The 15,800-nt window shown below is 53.9% G+C and carries 11 protein-coding genes and 1 pseudogene; 3 read left to right on the top strand and 9 right to left on the bottom strand.

Annotated elements, in window-relative coordinates; translation table 11 throughout:
- The first annotated feature begins 389 nt into the window (after positions 1-389).
- Positions 390-2,783 (top strand): maltodextrin phosphorylase, encoded by a 2,394-nt coding sequence (gene malP, locus OGX83_RS13235; protein WP_103284630.1) that lies wholly within the window; start codon positions 390-392, stop codon positions 2,781-2,783.
- A gap of 9 nt (positions 2,784-2,792) precedes the next feature.
- Entirely contained in the window at positions 2,793-4,880 is a 2,088-nt protein-coding gene (malQ, locus tag OGX83_RS13230; protein ID WP_258884043.1) for a 4-alpha-glucanotransferase, read from the top strand.
- Positions 4,881-4,967: 87 nt separating this feature from the next.
- Here malQ and gntT read toward each other — a convergent pair whose 3' ends face one another.
- From gntT to gntX, 3 genes are all read right to left on the bottom strand, one after another.
- Positions 4,968-6,284 (bottom strand): gluconate transporter, encoded by a 1,317-nt coding sequence (gene gntT, locus OGX83_RS13225; RefSeq protein ID WP_003023507.1) that lies wholly within the window; start codon positions 6,282-6,284, stop codon positions 4,968-4,970.
- A 379-nt stretch (positions 6,285-6,663) separates the two neighbouring features.
- Complete coding sequence (gene nfuA, locus OGX83_RS13220; protein ID WP_003023509.1) at positions 6,664-7,239, bottom strand: Fe-S biogenesis protein NfuA; 576 nt, start codon at positions 7,237-7,239, stop codon at positions 6,664-6,666.
- A gap of 58 nt (positions 7,240-7,297) precedes the next feature.
- Positions 7,298-7,981: a DNA utilization protein GntX gene (gntX, locus tag OGX83_RS13215; protein ID WP_234691884.1), complete on the bottom strand. Its 684-nt coding sequence runs from the start codon at positions 7,979-7,981 to the stop codon at positions 7,298-7,300.
- 37 nt (positions 7,982-8,018) lie between these two features.
- Here gntX and bioH point away from each other — a divergent pair, with 37 nt between their 5' ends.
- Positions 8,019-8,789, top strand: a complete 771-nt coding sequence (gene bioH, locus OGX83_RS13210; RefSeq protein WP_008786336.1) for a pimeloyl-ACP methyl ester esterase BioH — start codon at positions 8,019-8,021, stop codon at positions 8,787-8,789.
- Between the two features lie 44 nt (positions 8,790-8,833).
- Here the strand turns inward: bioH and OGX83_RS13205 are convergent.
- From OGX83_RS13205 to greB, 6 genes and pseudogenes are all read right to left on the bottom strand, one after another.
- Positions 8,834-9,337 (bottom strand): annotated as a pseudogene (locus OGX83_RS13205) (Rpn family recombination-promoting nuclease/putative transposase); the annotation flags it as partial.
- Positions 9,338-9,570: 233 nt separating this feature from the next.
- On the bottom strand, positions 9,571-9,807 hold the full coding sequence (gene feoC / locus OGX83_RS13200) for a [Fe-S]-dependent transcriptional repressor FeoC (RefSeq protein WP_003023516.1): 237 nt from the start codon (positions 9,805-9,807) through the stop codon (positions 9,571-9,573).
- 11 nt (positions 9,808-9,818) lie between these two features.
- On the bottom strand, positions 9,819-12,137 hold the full coding sequence (gene feoB / locus OGX83_RS13195) for a Fe(2+) transporter permease subunit FeoB (RefSeq protein ID WP_286588226.1): 2,319 nt from the start codon (positions 12,135-12,137) through the stop codon (positions 9,819-9,821).
- A gap of 18 nt (positions 12,138-12,155) precedes the next feature.
- Positions 12,156-12,383: a ferrous iron transporter A gene (gene feoA / locus OGX83_RS13190; protein WP_003023519.1), complete on the bottom strand. Its 228-nt coding sequence runs from the start codon at positions 12,381-12,383 to the stop codon at positions 12,156-12,158.
- A gap of 432 nt (positions 12,384-12,815) precedes the next feature.
- Positions 12,816-15,149 (bottom strand): Tex family protein, encoded by a 2,334-nt coding sequence (locus OGX83_RS13185; RefSeq protein ID WP_008786333.1) that lies wholly within the window; start codon positions 15,147-15,149, stop codon positions 12,816-12,818.
- 98 nt (positions 15,150-15,247) lie between these two features.
- Positions 15,248-15,721, bottom strand: a complete 474-nt coding sequence (greB, locus tag OGX83_RS13180; protein WP_003023524.1) for a transcription elongation factor GreB — start codon at positions 15,719-15,721, stop codon at positions 15,248-15,250.
- Positions 15,722-15,800 lie beyond the last annotated feature (79 nt).

The raw sequence follows: 15,800 nt of genomic DNA, 5'->3' as shown, positions 1-15,800 counted from the left end.
ATCCTTGGATAGTATTTGTTTGTTTTATTTTTATGTCGAAGATTTATCTCAGTGTGCTCTTGAATTATTTTGATTTCAACCGTCTTGTTATTTTTAAAATAGCGGCTGTAGTAATTGTTGTAAAAGTTATAATTATTAATTTGTCATCTCGTCTTGTAAGGTATTATGCTGATTCTTGTCAAATCAGGCGAGGCGTCTCTGGTACAGTGCACTGCGAAGTCAGTCGATTTATTGGCGTAGTTGGTAATAATAAAGTGGCAGCGATCACACTTTTATGCTCATCCCTGCTCCTCCTCCCTCCCTAATCCGTGCCAGGATGAGGAATGTCAACAACGAGCCAGGCAAACTAGCGATAACGTTGTTTTATTACCTAAGGATCTGGAACCCCTATGTCACAGCCTACTTTCAACAAAGATCAATTTCAGGCTGCCCTGACGCGTCAGTGGCAGCGCTTCGGTTTACTGTCGGCTCAAGAAATGACGTCGCGCCAGTGGTGGCAGGCAGTGAGTGGGGCGTTGGCTGAGTTACTCAGCGCCCAGCCTGCGGCGAAACCGGCAAAAAATCAGCGTCACGTTAACTACATCTCGATGGAGTTTTTGATTGGTCGCCTGACCGGCAACAATTTACTCAACCTCGGCTGGTATCAGGCGGTGAGCGATGAGCTGAAAGCGCATGACGTCAACCTGACTGATCTGCTGGAAGAAGAGATCGATCCGGCGTTGGGTAACGGTGGATTGGGACGCCTGGCGGCCTGCTTCCTTGATTCGATGGCGACAGTCGGCCAGTCGGCGACGGGCTATGGCCTCAACTACCAGTACGGCCTGTTCCGTCAGTCGTTTGCCGATGGCCAACAGATGGAAGCCCCGGATGACTGGCATCGTGGCAGCTACCCGTGGTTCCGTCACAACGAGGCGCTGGATGTGCAGGTTGGGATTGGCGGCAAGGTCACCAAAGAAGGGCACTGGGAGCCAGGGTTTACTATCACCGGCCAGGCCTGGGATCTGCCGGTTCTCGGTTACCGTAACGGCGTAGCGCAACCGCTGCGTCTGTGGCAGGCCAGCCATGCGCACCCGTTTAACCTGACCAAATTTAATGACGGCGATTTCCTGCGCGCAGAGCAGCAGGGCATCGACGCTGAAAAACTGACGAAAGTGCTGTACCCGAACGATAACCACACCGCGGGTAAAAAGCTGCGCCTGATGCAGCAGTACTTCCAGTGCGCCTGCTCCGTAGCCGACATTCTGCGCCGCCATCATCTGGCAGGGCGTAAGCTGCACGAACTGGCTGATTACGAAGTCATTCAACTTAACGATACTCACCCGACTATCGCGATCCCTGAACTGCTGCGCGTGCTGATTGATGAGCACCAGATGAGCTGGGACGATGCGTGGGCGATTACCAGCAAGACCTTCGCTTACACCAACCACACCCTGATGCCGGAAGCGTTAGAGTGCTGGGATGAGAAACTGGTGAAAGCACTCCTGCCGCGCCACATGCAAATCATCAAAGAGATTAACGACCGCTTTAAGACGTTGGTTGATAAAACCTGGCCGGGTGATGCTGAAGTCTGGGCGAAGCTTGCAGTGGTGCACAATAAACAGGTGCGTATGGCCAACATGTGTGTGGTCAGCGGTTTTGCGGTCAACGGCGTGGCGGCGCTGCACTCCGATCTGGTGGTGAAAGATCTGTTCCCGGAATATCACCAGCTCTGGCCGAACAAATTCCATAACGTCACTAACGGGATTACTCCGCGTCGCTGGATTAAGCAATGCAACCCGGCGCTTGCCGCACTGCTGGATAAATCGCTGAAAAAAGAGTGGGCTAACGACCTCGACCAGCTGATTAACCTGGAAAAATACGCGGACGATGCGAAGTTCCGTCAGCAGTATCGTGACATCAAGCTGGCGAACAAAGAGCGTCTGGTGAAGTTTATTAAAGCGCGTACCGGTATTGAAATAACGACTAACGCTATCTTTGATATTCAGATTAAACGTCTTCATGAGTACAAGCGCCAGCACCTGAATCTGCTGCATATTCTGGCGTTGTACAAAGAAATCCGTGAGAACCCGCAGGCAGATCGCGTGCCGCGCGTATTTCTGTTTGGCGCAAAGGCTGCTCCGGGTTACTACCTGGCGAAAAATATCATCTTCGCCATCAACCAGGTTGCACAAACCATCAATAACGACCCGAAAGTCGGTGACAAGCTGAAGGTTGTCTTCCTGCCGGATTATTGTGTCTCGGCGGCGGAAATGCTGATCCCGGCGGCGGATATCTCTGAGCAGATTTCAACCGCAGGGAAAGAGGCTTCCGGCACCGGTAACATGAAGCTGGCGCTGAACGGTGCGTTAACCGTAGGTACGCTGGATGGTGCAAACGTCGAAATCGCCGAGAAGGTGGGTGACGAGAATATCTTTATCTTTGGTCATACCGTGGAAGAGGTGAAGGCGCTCAAAGCCAAAGGCTACGACCCGGTGAAATGGCGTAAAAAAGACAAAGTGCTGGATGCTGTCCTGAAAGAGCTGGAAAGCGGGAAATACAGCGATGGCGACAAGCATGCCTTTGACCAGATGCTGCACAGTATCGGCAAGCAGGGCGGCGACCCGTATCTGGTGATGGCGGACTTCGCGGCCTACGTTGAAGCTCAGAAGCAGGTTGACGTGTTGTATCGTGACCAGGACGCCTGGACCCGGGCGGCGATTCTGAATACCGCGCGTTGCGGCATGTTCAGCTCTGATCGCTCCATCCGCGATTATCAGGCTCGTATCTGGCAGGCGAAACGTTAAGGAATAGCGATGGAAAGCAAACGTCTGGATAATGCCGCGCTGGCGGCGGGGATCAGCCCCAATTACATTAATGCCCACGGTAAACCGCAGTCTATTGGCGCCGAAACCAAACGGCGTTTGCTTGACGCCATGCATCGCACCACCGCTGCCACTCAGGTGGCGGTAACCCCGGTGCCGAATGTCATGGTCTATACCGCTGGCAAGAAAATGCCGCTGGCGGTTGAGGGAAGCGGAGAGTTTAACTGGCTGCTGACCACCGAAGAGGGCGTGCAGCACAAAGGGCATGCCGTCGGCGGTAAATCTTTTAACCTTCCGGCGAAGCTGCCGGAGGGGTATCACACGTTGACCCTGACCCAGGGCGAGCTGCGTTCCCATTGTCGTATCATCGTGGCACCAAAGCGCTGCTATGAACCGCAGGCGTTGTTAGCCGGGCAGAAGCTGTGGGGCGCATGTGTACAGCTCTACACCCTGCGATCGGAAAATAACTGGGGGATTGGCGACTTCGGCGATCTCCGCACCATGCTGGTGGATGTGGCGCAACGCGGCGGCGCGTTTATCGGGCTTAATCCGATTCACGCGCTGTATCCGGCGAATCCGGAGAGTGCCAGCCCGTACAGCCCGTCGTCACGCCGCTGGTTGAACGTTATTTATATTGATGTAAACGCCGTAGATGATTTCCGTCTGAGTAAAGAGGCGCAGGCGTGGTGGAAGAAACCCGCGACTCAGCAAGCTCTGCAACGCGCGCGCGATACCGAGTGGGTTGATTATTCTGCCGTTACCGCACTGAAGATGACGGCGCTACGTATGGCGTGGAAAAGCTTCTCTGCGCGTGATGATGAGCAGATGGCGGCATTTCGCCAGTTTGTGGCTCAGGAAGGGGATAGCCTCTACTGGCAGGCGGCCTTTGATGCGCTGCATGCGCATCAGGTGAAAGAGGACGCATTGCGCTGGGGCTGGCCGGTGTGGCCAGAAGTTTTCCAGTCAGTGGACTCGCCAGAGGTAAAACGCTTCTGCGAAGAACATCGTGATGACGTAGATTTCTACCTGTGGTTGCAGTGGCTGGCGTATACCCAGTTTGCTGACTGCTGGAAAACCAGCCAGGGCTTTGCAATGCCGATAGGGCTGTATCGCGACCTGGCCGTTGGCGTGGCCGAAGGCGGGGCGGAAACCTGGTGTGACCGCGAGTTGTATTGCCTGAAAGCTTCAGTTGGCGCGCCGCCGGATATTCTCGGTCCGCTTGGGCAAAACTGGGGACTGCCGCCGATGGATCCGCACATCATCACGGCACGCGCCTACGAACCGTTTATCGAACTGCTGCGCGCCAATATGCAGAATTGCGGCGCGTTGCGTATCGACCATGTCATGTCGATGCTGCGTCTGTGGTGGATCCCTTACGGTGAAACTGCCGATCACGGTGCCTACGTGCATTATCCGGTCGATGATTTGCTTTCAATTCTGGCGCTGGAAAGTAAACGTCACCACTGCATGGTGATTGGTGAAGATCTGGGTACCGTGCCGGTGGAGATCGTCAGCAAGCTGCGTGACAGTGGCGTCTACTCCTACAAAGTGCTTTATTTTGAGAATGACCATGAGAAAAACTTCCGTGCGCCGAAAGCGTACCCGGAACAATCAATGGCAGTCGCGGCGACGCATGACCTTCCTACGCTTAAAGGTTATTGGGATAGCGGCGATCTGACGCTAGGTAAAGCACTGGGCCTGTATCCGGATGAAGTCGTGCTGCGCGGGTTGTATCAGGACCGGGAACTGGCGAAACAAGGGCTGCTGGACGCGCTGCACAAATACGGCTGCCTGCCAAAACGTGCCGGTCACAAGGCGTCCCTGATGTCGATGACGCCGATTCTGAATCGCGGCATGCAACGCTACATCGCTGACAGCAACAGTGCGCTACTGGGCCTGCAACCGGAAGACTGGCTGGATATGGCTGAGCCGGTCAACATTCCGGGGACCAGCGACCAGTACAAAAACTGGCGGCGTAAGCTCACCGCCACGCTGGAGCAGATGTTTGCCGATGAGGGCGTGAATAAGCTGATTAAGGATTTGGATAAGCGGCGAAAAGCGGCCGCGAAGAAGAAGTAAGAAAGCCGGGGATTTCCCCGGCTTTTTTATGGTGATGGCTCGTAACACGTAGGCCTGATAAGCGTAGCGCCATCAGGCTCAGTTTTATCAGACCACCATACCCAGCAGCAGACACCCTACCAGACCGCAGACGGAGATAATGGTTTCCAACATTGACCATGACTTGATGGTTTCACCGATGGTCAGGTTGAAGTACTCCTTGAACAGCCAGAACCCAGGATCGTTCACGTGGGAGAAGATGACGGAACCGGAACCAACCGCAATAACCATCAGCTCAGGGCTTACGCCGGTCGTTGCAATCAGCGGTGCCACAATCCCACCTGCAGTAATCGCTGCAACGGTTGCGGAACCCAGTGCGATACGCAGTACTGCAGCGATAGACCATGCCATCAGCAGCGGAGAAACGTTAGAGCCGTGCATCATTGAAGCGATGTATTTGTCTACGCCGCTATCAACCAGAACCTGTTTGAAGGCACCGCCACCACCGATGATCAACAGCATCATCGCGATGATTTTGATTGAGGACACCAGCGTGTCGTTAATCTGATCCATCGAACGTCCGCGGTTCAGACCAAAAGTGAACATCGCAATCAGCACCGCAATCAGCGTTGCCATGACCGGGTCACCGAGGAATTCTGCAACCGTCAGGAAAGCATGGCCTTTCGGCAGAATCATCTCCGCCACGGCGCGCATTGCCATCAGGATAACCGGGACCAGAGAGGTCCAGACGCTGACGCCAAAGCCTGGCATCTCTTCTTCAGTGAAGGTTTTTGCGCTGTACAGACCTTCCGGGATTGGCTTATCGATGCCTTTCAGGAAACGCGCGTATACCGGACCGGCGAGAATAACGGTCGGGATTGCCAGAATCGTACCAAACAGCAGAGTTTTACCCATGTCTGCGTGGAAAATGGTGGCAATAGCGGTTGGACCCGGGTGCGGCGGCAGGAAGCCGTGAGTAACGGACAGCGCAGCCGCCATCGGCACACCAACGTACAGCAGCGGGATGTTAGCAGCGGCAGCAATGGTGAATACCAGCGGCAGCATCAGCACGAAGCCGACTTCGTAGAACAGGGCAAAACCGACGGTGAAGCCGGTTAATACCACTGCCCACTGAATGTGTTTTTTGCCGAATTTAGCAATCAGCGTGGTTGCGATGCGCTGTGCGCCGCCGCAGTCCGCCAGCATTTTGCCCAGCATGGCGCCAAAACCCATAATCAGGGCGAGGCTGCCAAGGGTTCCGCCGACGCCGGCTTTAATCGAACCGATGACTTTATCCAGTGGCATCCCTTGCATCAATCCGACAGCAAGCGCCACCAGGACGAGAGCGATGAAGCCGTTCATTTTGAAACGGATCATCAGGAGGAGTAACAAGATTACACCGATAGCAACGATGACTAATGGCATGATTTACCTGGCCTTTACTTTGTTATGGGTAACGTCAGTGTTTAGATGACAAATTCCGATTGTCCCGACCGGGAACAGAGTATTCTCAGCACCAATGCTGGTTGCCTTCAAAACTAATCAGTTTAACTGGCTATTATGTGTGTGTGAGGTGCTGACACGAATGATACGGGTAACATGCTACGCTTGAAAATCACCTGGACAGGCAAAATTTAAAATATGAGAAGCTGGTCAAATTATGCGGGGGATTGTTGCAGGATAAATGCGAAGAAATGTTGGGGTGTAAGCCGGAGACCGCGATTACGCTACCACCCGGCATTAATGCCCGATAGCGACGCGGGTGCGTCTTATCGGGCCTACGGATACTCTACAGGTTCGGGCGTTAGTAGTAAGAGTGCTCGCCGCGCTGGTGTTCGGTTAAATCGCGAACGCCTTTCAGTTCAGGGAATTCAGCCAGCAGCTGCTTCTCGATACCTTCTTTCAGCGTTACATCTACCATTGAACAGCCGTTACAGCCGCCGCCAAACTGCAGAATGGCGTAGCCTTCATCGGTGATTTCCATCAGAGAGACACGACCACCGTGGCCAGCCAGCTGTGGGTTGATCTGCGATTGCAGCATGTACTCCACGCGTTCCATCAGCGGCGCATCATCGGCAACTTTACGCATTTTGGCGTTTGGTGCTTTCAGGGTCAGCTGGGAGCCTAACTGGTCGGTAACGAAATCGATTTCTGCATCTTCCAGATACGGTGCGCTCAGTTCATCAACATATGCGGTCAGCAGGTCAAATTTAATGGCGGTGTCGGTTGCTTCCACGGCGTCCGGCGGACAATAAGAAACGCCGCATTCAGCGTTAGGCGTGCCGGGATTAATCACAAATACGCGGATTTGTGTCCCTTCTTCCTGATTTGCCAGCAGTTTGGCAAAGTGCGCTTGTGCAGCATCGGAAATATGGATCATAGTAATGGCCTAATAGTTGACTATTTTACTTGGTTATAATACGCCCATCATCGAGGCTCTACAAGGTTCGACACAGGCACCATACCTGGACAGTCGCCGCGCCGTTGCGTAAAAGCAGCTGCGCGATTTCCGCGACGGTACTTCCGGTAGTGACGACATCATCCACAATAACCATATGGAGTCCCTGCACCGGCAATTCAAGGCGAAAGGCATTTTTCAGGTTACGTTTACGTAATCGGGCGCTGAGATGGTGCTGTGTGGCGGTTGCCCGAACCCGCGAGATGGTCCGGCTGTCCCAGTCGCAACCCAGCCAGCGTGCCAGCGGGCGGCACAGTAAATCGCTCTGATTAAACCCTCTGCGCCAGTGTCGACGTTGCCAGAGCGGGACGCTGACCAGCCTGTCCGGTAGAAGAAGGCCGCTGGCGCGCCGGGCCTGTAGTACCTCCAGCAACAGCAAACGTGAAAGAGCTGAGGCTGTTTCGCTGCATCTTGAAAACTTGAGCTGGTGGATAAGCCCGCTCAACGGCGGAACATAGTCGCTGACGGTAACCAGCCGCTGCCACGGCGGCGGTTTTTGCAGGCAGCGCCCACAGGGAATGACGGTATGAGCGGCAGGGAGTCCACATTGAGGGCACAGGCTGGCGTGTTGACGCGTTGCCCGCGTACAGACTGAGCAGATCCCCCAATGCCCTAACGTCAGGGGCATTCGGCATAGCCAGCACAATCCCGGTACTGTTAGCATAGATGCATCCTTTCAGGCTAAAAGAGAACAATAACTGATGAATGACATCTGGTGGCAGACCCAGGGTTCGGGAAATTGCCATCTTGTGCTGCTGCACGGATGGGGACTGAATGCGCAAGTGTGGCATTGCATAAGCGAGGAACTGAGCTCGCATTTTACGCTGCATCTTGTCGACTTACCGGGATTTGGTCGTAGCCAGGGTTTCGGTGCAATGTCACTGGAAGAGATGGCTGAGCGGGTATTGAAACAGGCACCGGAGAAAGCTATCTGGCTCGGCTGGAGTCTGGGCGGGCTGGTCGCGAGTCAGGTGGCGTTAACGCATCCTGAGCGTGTTCAGGCGCTGGTGACCGTCGCGTCTTCTCCTTGCTTTAGCGCGCGGGATGAGTGGCCGGGAATCAAGCCAGAGGTGCTGGCAGGCTTCCAGCAGCAGCTGAGCGAAGATTTCCAGCGTACGGTGGAGCGTTTTCTGGCATTGCAAACGATGGGCACAGAAACTGCGCGTCAGGATGCGCGAGCGCTGAAGAAAACGGTACTGGCTTTACCCATGCCGGACGTCGAGGTGCTCAATGGTGGACTGGAGATCCTGAAAACGGTCGATCTGCGAGAACCGCTGTGCGCGGTGGAAATGCCTTTCCTGCGGTTGTACGGCTATCTTGACGGGCTGGTGCCGCGCAAAGTCGTCCCGATGCTGGATGCCCTGTGGCCGCAGAGCGAGTCTTTGGTGTTTGCCAAAGCGGCGCATGCGCCGTTTATCTCGCATCCCGCCGAATTCTGTGCAGCGCTTGTGGCGTTAAAACAGAAACTATAAATTTGATGTGTTGCCCGGTGGTGCCATGCTCGCCGGGCCTGAGATTAATGGCTGCGCGTAGCCAGATCCTCAGCGGTCAGGCCAGTAATTCTGATGATGGTTAGTGGGTCTATACCATCAGCCTGCATGGTTGATGCAATACGTAATGCTTCCTCTCGTTTGCCTTGTTGCAGACCCGTTTGTAACCCTTCTTGCAACCCTTTCCTATGGCCTTCCTGAAGACCATTTAGGTGCCCTTCCTGTCGTAATCTTTCGGCGATAGTCATCAACTTGTCCTTATGTTGGGGTAAACGTTCGGCGACTTCATGAAGAAACTCGCCAAAATGTGTGGTGTTACCGGCCTGCATTAAATAATTAAACAAGGCTTTCAACTGGTTGTCATTAGCGTGTCCTTTAACAAGCAGGATGGCCAGTTTTTCTACCAGCCCCATCAAATCGCGTTTACGAATATGCTTTTGGATGAGCTCCAACAGCGCCATCCAGCGATGCTGCATAATCTTGTCATCGGGCACAACAGTGATATCGATCAGTGGAAACGCGGTGCTATACCTGAGAAAAAAGATGACGAGACTCTACTTCCCAGGTTACCAGTAATCATCCACGGATTAATAACGATGCGTGGCTGGCTGGAGGATAGATCTTTTTTGCTGAAATAATGAAATCTGTGTGGAATCCATTACGCAAAAAAGCCGGATATCAGCGTAAACGCGCTATCCGGCCTGGACGTTTGCATCATTTGTAGGCCGGATAAGCGTAGCGCCATCCGGCAAAGAGCATCTGATTAGCGTAAAGCCCACCACTCGCGCAGGCAGGCTTTACCTTCCGGGCAACTTTTGCAGCTTCCGGAAAGACACCCGTCGGCATCTTCCTGAATCCGCACCGCTTTGCCCATCTTTTCTAACTGATTCAGCATGGCGTCAATCATGGGCTGCGGGGTATGCAGCGTGTGGCTAATTTGTGTAGCCTCCATGCGCCCCCGCAAAGCCAGTAAATCACGAACCTGAATAAGCGATGCCATTGTCGATAACCTTAGTGGCAATCGCCAGTCGTGCTGGAACAGCAGGAACTCGCCGTCCTGTTGGTTGCCAGCAGTGCGAGGTCCACGCGGCTGCGAGCTCGGCGCAGCAGGCCCAGCAACACGATGTTAAACAGGATGACCGCTAAAATGCACACCAGGCTGTAGGTCGGATGCTCTTTGTAGCTGACCGTCTGATAAAACAGCGTCGACAGAGAGTAGGCGATATTCAGGCCCCACAGAATCGAGAAGCTCATCCAGCCACGGCTGGATTCACGTGCGATAGCGCCCATCACTGAAATGCACGGTACATACAGCAGAACAAAGATCAGGTAGCTGTACGCGGCGGCGGCGCTGCCAAATTTCTCGCCCATCACGCCCATTGCACCGGTAGCCATTTCACCGTCGCCCTTGCTGGCTTCGATAGGGTTAGCCAGCACGCTCAGGCTGAAAGTGTCTTTCAGGCTTTGCCAGGTTTCATCTACCGCGCTGAGCAGCTCATCACCGAGGTGGAAATCTGCCGGGTTGAACTCTTCTTCCTGAATGTTTTCTGCGGTATAGAGCGTGTTCAGCGTACCGACAACCACTTCTTTCGCCATCGCGCCGGTGAACAGACCTACGGTTGCCTGCCAGTTATCTTCGTGAACACCAATCGGTTTGAAGACTGGGGTAATGACGCGGCTCACGGAAGCCAGAGCTGAGTCGTTGATGTTGTCGACGATTTTCCCGCTCAGTGAGAAGCTGTTAAAGGCACTGAGGAAAATGCTGACGATGATGATGACTTTACCTGCACGCAGAACGAAGCCTTTCAGACGTTGCCAGGTTTGAATGATCAGACTCTTAATGTGCGGTACGTGATATACCGGCAGCTCCATCACGAACGGCGTTGCTTCGCCACGCATGATGGTGTGTTTGAGCATCAGGCCGGTCAACACCGCCATGACGATACCCAGTACGTACAGCGAGAAGACCGCCAGCGCGCCGTTCTGACCAAAGAACGCGGCGGCAAAGACGGCGAAAATCGCCAGACGTGCACCACAGGACATAAACGGCGCCATCATGATGGTCATCAGACGCTCACGCGGGGCATCCAGCGTACGTGCGCCCATCACTGACGGTACGTTACAGCCAAAGCCGACGATCAGCGGGACGAACGATTTGCCCGGAAGTCCCAGCGCCTGCATCAGACGGTCCATCACAAATGCGGCGCGCGCCATGTAGCCGGAGTCTTCAAGGAAGGAGAGGAACAGATACATCATGCCGATTTGCGGTACCAGCGGCAGCACGGTGTTAATCCCGCCGCCAAGGCCCTGGGCCAGGAAGATGGTCAGCCAGTCCGGGAAATGCAGCGTATAGCCAATCCACTGAATACCATGGATAAAGAGTGCCACGGAGCCAACATCAAACAACGGCTGCAGCGCGCCGCCAATGTTGATGGCAAGCAGGAACATCAGGTACATCACGAACAGGAAAATCGGCAGACCGAGGAAGCGGTTGAGGATAATTTTATCTACCGCTGTGGTGAAACGGCTCGGCTCTGCCGTCAGGGTATTACTGACGGTATCGCAGATAGCGGCAATGCACTGGTAACGTGCATCGGCAATATGTAGCGCCGGGTCGTCCATTGTCTCGCTCAGGCGAGCAACAGCGGCATCAAGGTTTTGTGCTGCATCACCGGCGTAAGCACGGCTGTAGATATCGCCTTCGAGCATCTGTAGGCCCAGCCAGCGGCGCTGTTTAAGCGGCATATCTTTGGCCATTGCGTCGGCGAGGGAATCAGCTTCTTGCAGCAGCGGCTGGGCATAATGGACCAGCTCAACGGTGTCGTTTTCTTTGTAGCGATCGATCGCCAGCTTCAGTGCTTCAATGCCGCGGGCGCGGGTGGATACCAGTGGAACCACCGGACAGCCAAGACGAGCGGAGAGGGCGTCGATATCGATACGGATTTGCTGTTTCTCAGCAATATCCAGCATGTTCAGTGCGACGATACAGGGAATACCCAGCTCAAGCAGTTGCAACGTCAGGTAGAGGTTGCGTTCAAGGTTTGAAGCATCGACCACGTTGATCAAGAGATCCGCGTCGCCGCATAAAATATAGTGGCAGGCAATCTGCTCATCGAGAGAGGTTTGCGATGAGATTGTCGTCAGAGAATAGGTGCCGGGTAAATCGACCAGCGTGACCTGGTGGTCCGTCGTGGCGAAATGGCCTTCTTTACGCTCAACGGTAACGCCAGACCAGTTGCCTACACGCTGGCGCGCGCCGGTGAGCTGGTTGAATAAAGTTGTCTTGCCGGAATTAGGATTACCAATTAAACCAATGGTTAGTTTTTTCATTTTTATAGACTCACTGTATTAACAGGAAACCGCTTCCACTTCTAATAACGCCAGATCCTTCTTACGCAATACCAGACTTACGCGACGCGTTTCGATATGGATAGGATCGCCGAGCGGGGCGACGCGTACCACGTTGAAGGATGAGCCGGGTAGCATGCCAAGTGACAACAGTTTCTGACGATAAGCCGGGCTGATTTCACGGGCAAAACCGGTAATTTTCCACGCACTGTCAGGAGTGAATTGCATAGGGACCTACTTATATCTCGCTAACTGGATGATAACCTCATGGGGCGACAGGGCGGCATGAGACCAGATGATTAGCCAACGTAAGGAAAGAGTAAATAATCAACAAATCAATGATAATGAGAATGGTTTCTATCATCAATAGAATAAATGTGACGGAATGTACAATTGGATAATAATTTGAGCCAATTTTGATATTCCTCAATATTTATTCTGGTTGGAAACGAGTGATTCGCGGAAGTAATTATTGGGGATCTTAATGTTTAATTAAGGTTTCATCTGTTAATGAAGTGATAAATATATTGTGGTGCAAAGCGGGGCATGGATTAAATATGCCGGATGGCGTCGCTCATGCGTCTTATCCGGCCTGCAAATTAATTGCGATAACCTGGCCGGACAGGGCGTTTACACCACCATCCGGCACAGGGTTTAAACTTAGCGTTTTTTACCCATCGCCGCCGCCAACGCATCCATCATCGCGCTGTTGCCTGCAGGCTGTGCGTCACGGCCACGCGGTTTCGCCGCTTTTGGTGCCGGGCGATTGCCCTGAGCGCGATCGTTATTCCCGCCGCCGCGACGCGCATTGGTTTCACCCGGCTGCTCGTCCAGACGCATGGTCAGCGCGATACGCTTACGTTGCAGGTCCACTTCCAGCACTTTCACCTTCACAATGTCGCCCGCTTTCACCACGGTGTGTGGATCTTCGACGAACTTATTCGACAGTGAAGAGATATGCACCAGACCATCCTGATGCACGCCGATATCAACAAATGCGCCGAAGTTGGTGACGTTGGTGACTGCCCCTTCCAGAATCATTCCCGGCAGCAGATCGTTCATGGTTTCTACACCATCGGCAAACTGCGCGGTTTTAAATTCAGGACGCGGATCGCGGCCCGGCTTTTCCAGCTCTTTGATGATGTCGGTGACGGTCGGCACCCCGAAGCGTTCGTCGGTAAAATCAGCGGCTTTCAGATTACGCAATTCGCTGCTGTTACCCATCAGATCACGCAACGATTGCTCGGTGGCAGCCAGAATGCGTTCCACAACCGGATAAGCTTCCGGGTGAACGGTAGAGGCATCCAGCGGGTTATCGCCGTGGTTGATACGCAGGAAGCCCGCGCACTGTTCAAAGGCTTTAGGCCCAAGACGGCTGACTTTTAACAGTTGCTGACGGTTCTGGAATTGACCGTTCTCATCGCGCCAGGCAACGATATTCTGCGCCATCATGCGCGTCAGACCAGCAACACGGGTCAGCAGCGGTACGGAGGCGGTATTCAGATCGACGCCGACGGCGTTCACACAGTCTTCCACTACCGCATCCAGCTTACGCGCCAGCTGGGTCTGGCTAACGTCGTGCTGATACTGGCCCACACCGATAGATTTCGGATCGATTTTCACTAGCTCAGCCAGCGGATCCTGCAGACGACGGGCGATAGACACCGCGCCACGCAGAGATACGTCGAGGTCCGGGAACTCCAGCGCCGCCAGTTCGGATGCGGAGTAAACCGACGCGCCGGCTTCACTGACGATCACTTTCTGCGCGGTCACTTGCGGGAACTGCTTTTGCACGTCGAGGAAGAAACGCTCGGTTTCGCGCGACGCCGTACCGTTACCAATCGCCACCAGTTCAACGTTGTGTTTTTCACACAGCGCCGCAACGGCAACGGCGGCTTTGGCGGCCTGACCGGTATGCGGATAAATGGTGTCGGTCGCGACCAGCTTGCCGGTACCGTCAACCACTGCCACTTTTACACCGGTACGCAGACCTGGATCGAGGCCCATGGTGGCGCGCAGCCCGGCCGGAGCGGCCATAAGCAGGTCATGCAGGTTACGGGCAAAGACGTTGATAGCTTCATCTTCCGCACGTTCGCGCACGGTACCCATCAGCTCCGTTTCGAGGTGCATCAGCACCTTGATGCGCCACGTCCAGCTAACCACGCCTTTACGCCAGCTGTCTGCTGGGGCGTTGTTCAGGCGTAGTCCCAGGTGATCCCGGATAATCTGCTCGCCGTGGCTCTCTTTTGGTGGCTCATCGAATTGCGGATCGGCATTCAGTGAAAGTTGCAACACGCCTTCGTTACGGCCACGGAACATGGCCAGCGCACGGTGGGATGGCACGGTAGAAATCGGTTCGTGGTGATCGAAGTAGTCGCGGAACTTAGCGCCTTCCTCTTCTTTACCGCTTACCACGGTGGCGACCAGGTGGGCGTTTTTCCACAGATAATCACGTACTTTCGCCAGCAGAGCAGCATCTTCAGCGAAGCGCTCCATTAGAATGTAGCGCGCGCCGTCGAGGGCGGCTTTGGTATCCGCCACGCCGTTTTCGGCGTTGAGATATTTTGCGGCTTCCGTTTCCGGGTCGTGAGACGGTTCGTTCCACAACAGGTCTGCCAGCGGCTCCAGTCCGGCCTCAATGGCGATCTGCCCACGGGTGCGGCGCTTAGGTTTGTACGGCAGATAGAGGTCTTCGAGTTCGGTCTTACTTAACGTGCCGTTGATCGCTTTCGCCAGATCGTCGGTCAGTTTGCCTTGCTCGCCGATAGATTTCAGGATTGCCTGACGGCGGTCTTCCAGTTCACGCAGATATCCCAGACGGGTTTCCAGATTACGCAGTTGCGTATCGTCCAGACCGCCGGTGATTTCCTTACGATATCGTGCGATAAACGGCACGGTGTTCCCTTCGTCAAGCAGGCGAACGGCAGCTTCTACCTGTTCAGCACGAGCCTGAATTTCACCTGCGATAATGCGGCAGAAAGAATCATTCATCATGGATAGCTTCGTCTATAGGATAAAAAATCAGGGGATAGTTATACGGATTGACTGGCAAAAATGCCAGCCATCTGCCGGGGCTTCGGATTGTTCCGGTCTCACTTCACGTATTCAATCTCATTCACGTACCAGCTGGCTTCGCCACCTGGGGTGTTTACTACTGCGAGATCGCCGACCTCTTTTTTCAATAGCGCCCGCGCCATTGGTGAGTCGATTGAGATGTAATCCTTACGACCGAAGATCTCATCGTAGCCAACAATACGGAATTTGCGGATGTCGCCATCGTCATTTTCAATCTCAACCCATGCGCCAAAGAAGACTTTGCCTTCCTGCTGTGGGGAGTAATCGACGATTTTTAGATTCTCCATGCACTTGGTCAAATAACGGACGCGGCGGTCGATCTCACGCAGGCGCTTTTTATTATACTGGTAGTCGGCATTTTCGCTGCGGTCACCCAGACTTGCGGCCCAGGTAACTTTTTTGGTGACTTCCGGGCGCTCTTCACGCCAGAGATAATTCAGCTCTTGTTTAAGTTTTTCATACCCTTCACGGGTTATCAGGGGCGTTTTCATCTTATTGTTTTACCTTCGACTCTGTGATGATGCGCACAATTAGTATTACGTGAGCATATCAACAGAATAAATAATGTAT

Origin of the sequence: Citrobacter sp. Cpo074 (genome assembly GCF_030332745.1) — a bacterium.
In the GTDB taxonomy this organism is placed as follows: Bacteria; Pseudomonadota; Gammaproteobacteria; order Enterobacterales; family Enterobacteriaceae; genus Citrobacter; species Citrobacter portucalensis.
The sequence above is the reverse complement of the archived record's forward strand: the minus strand, read 5'-3'. Positions and strand labels throughout refer to the sequence as shown.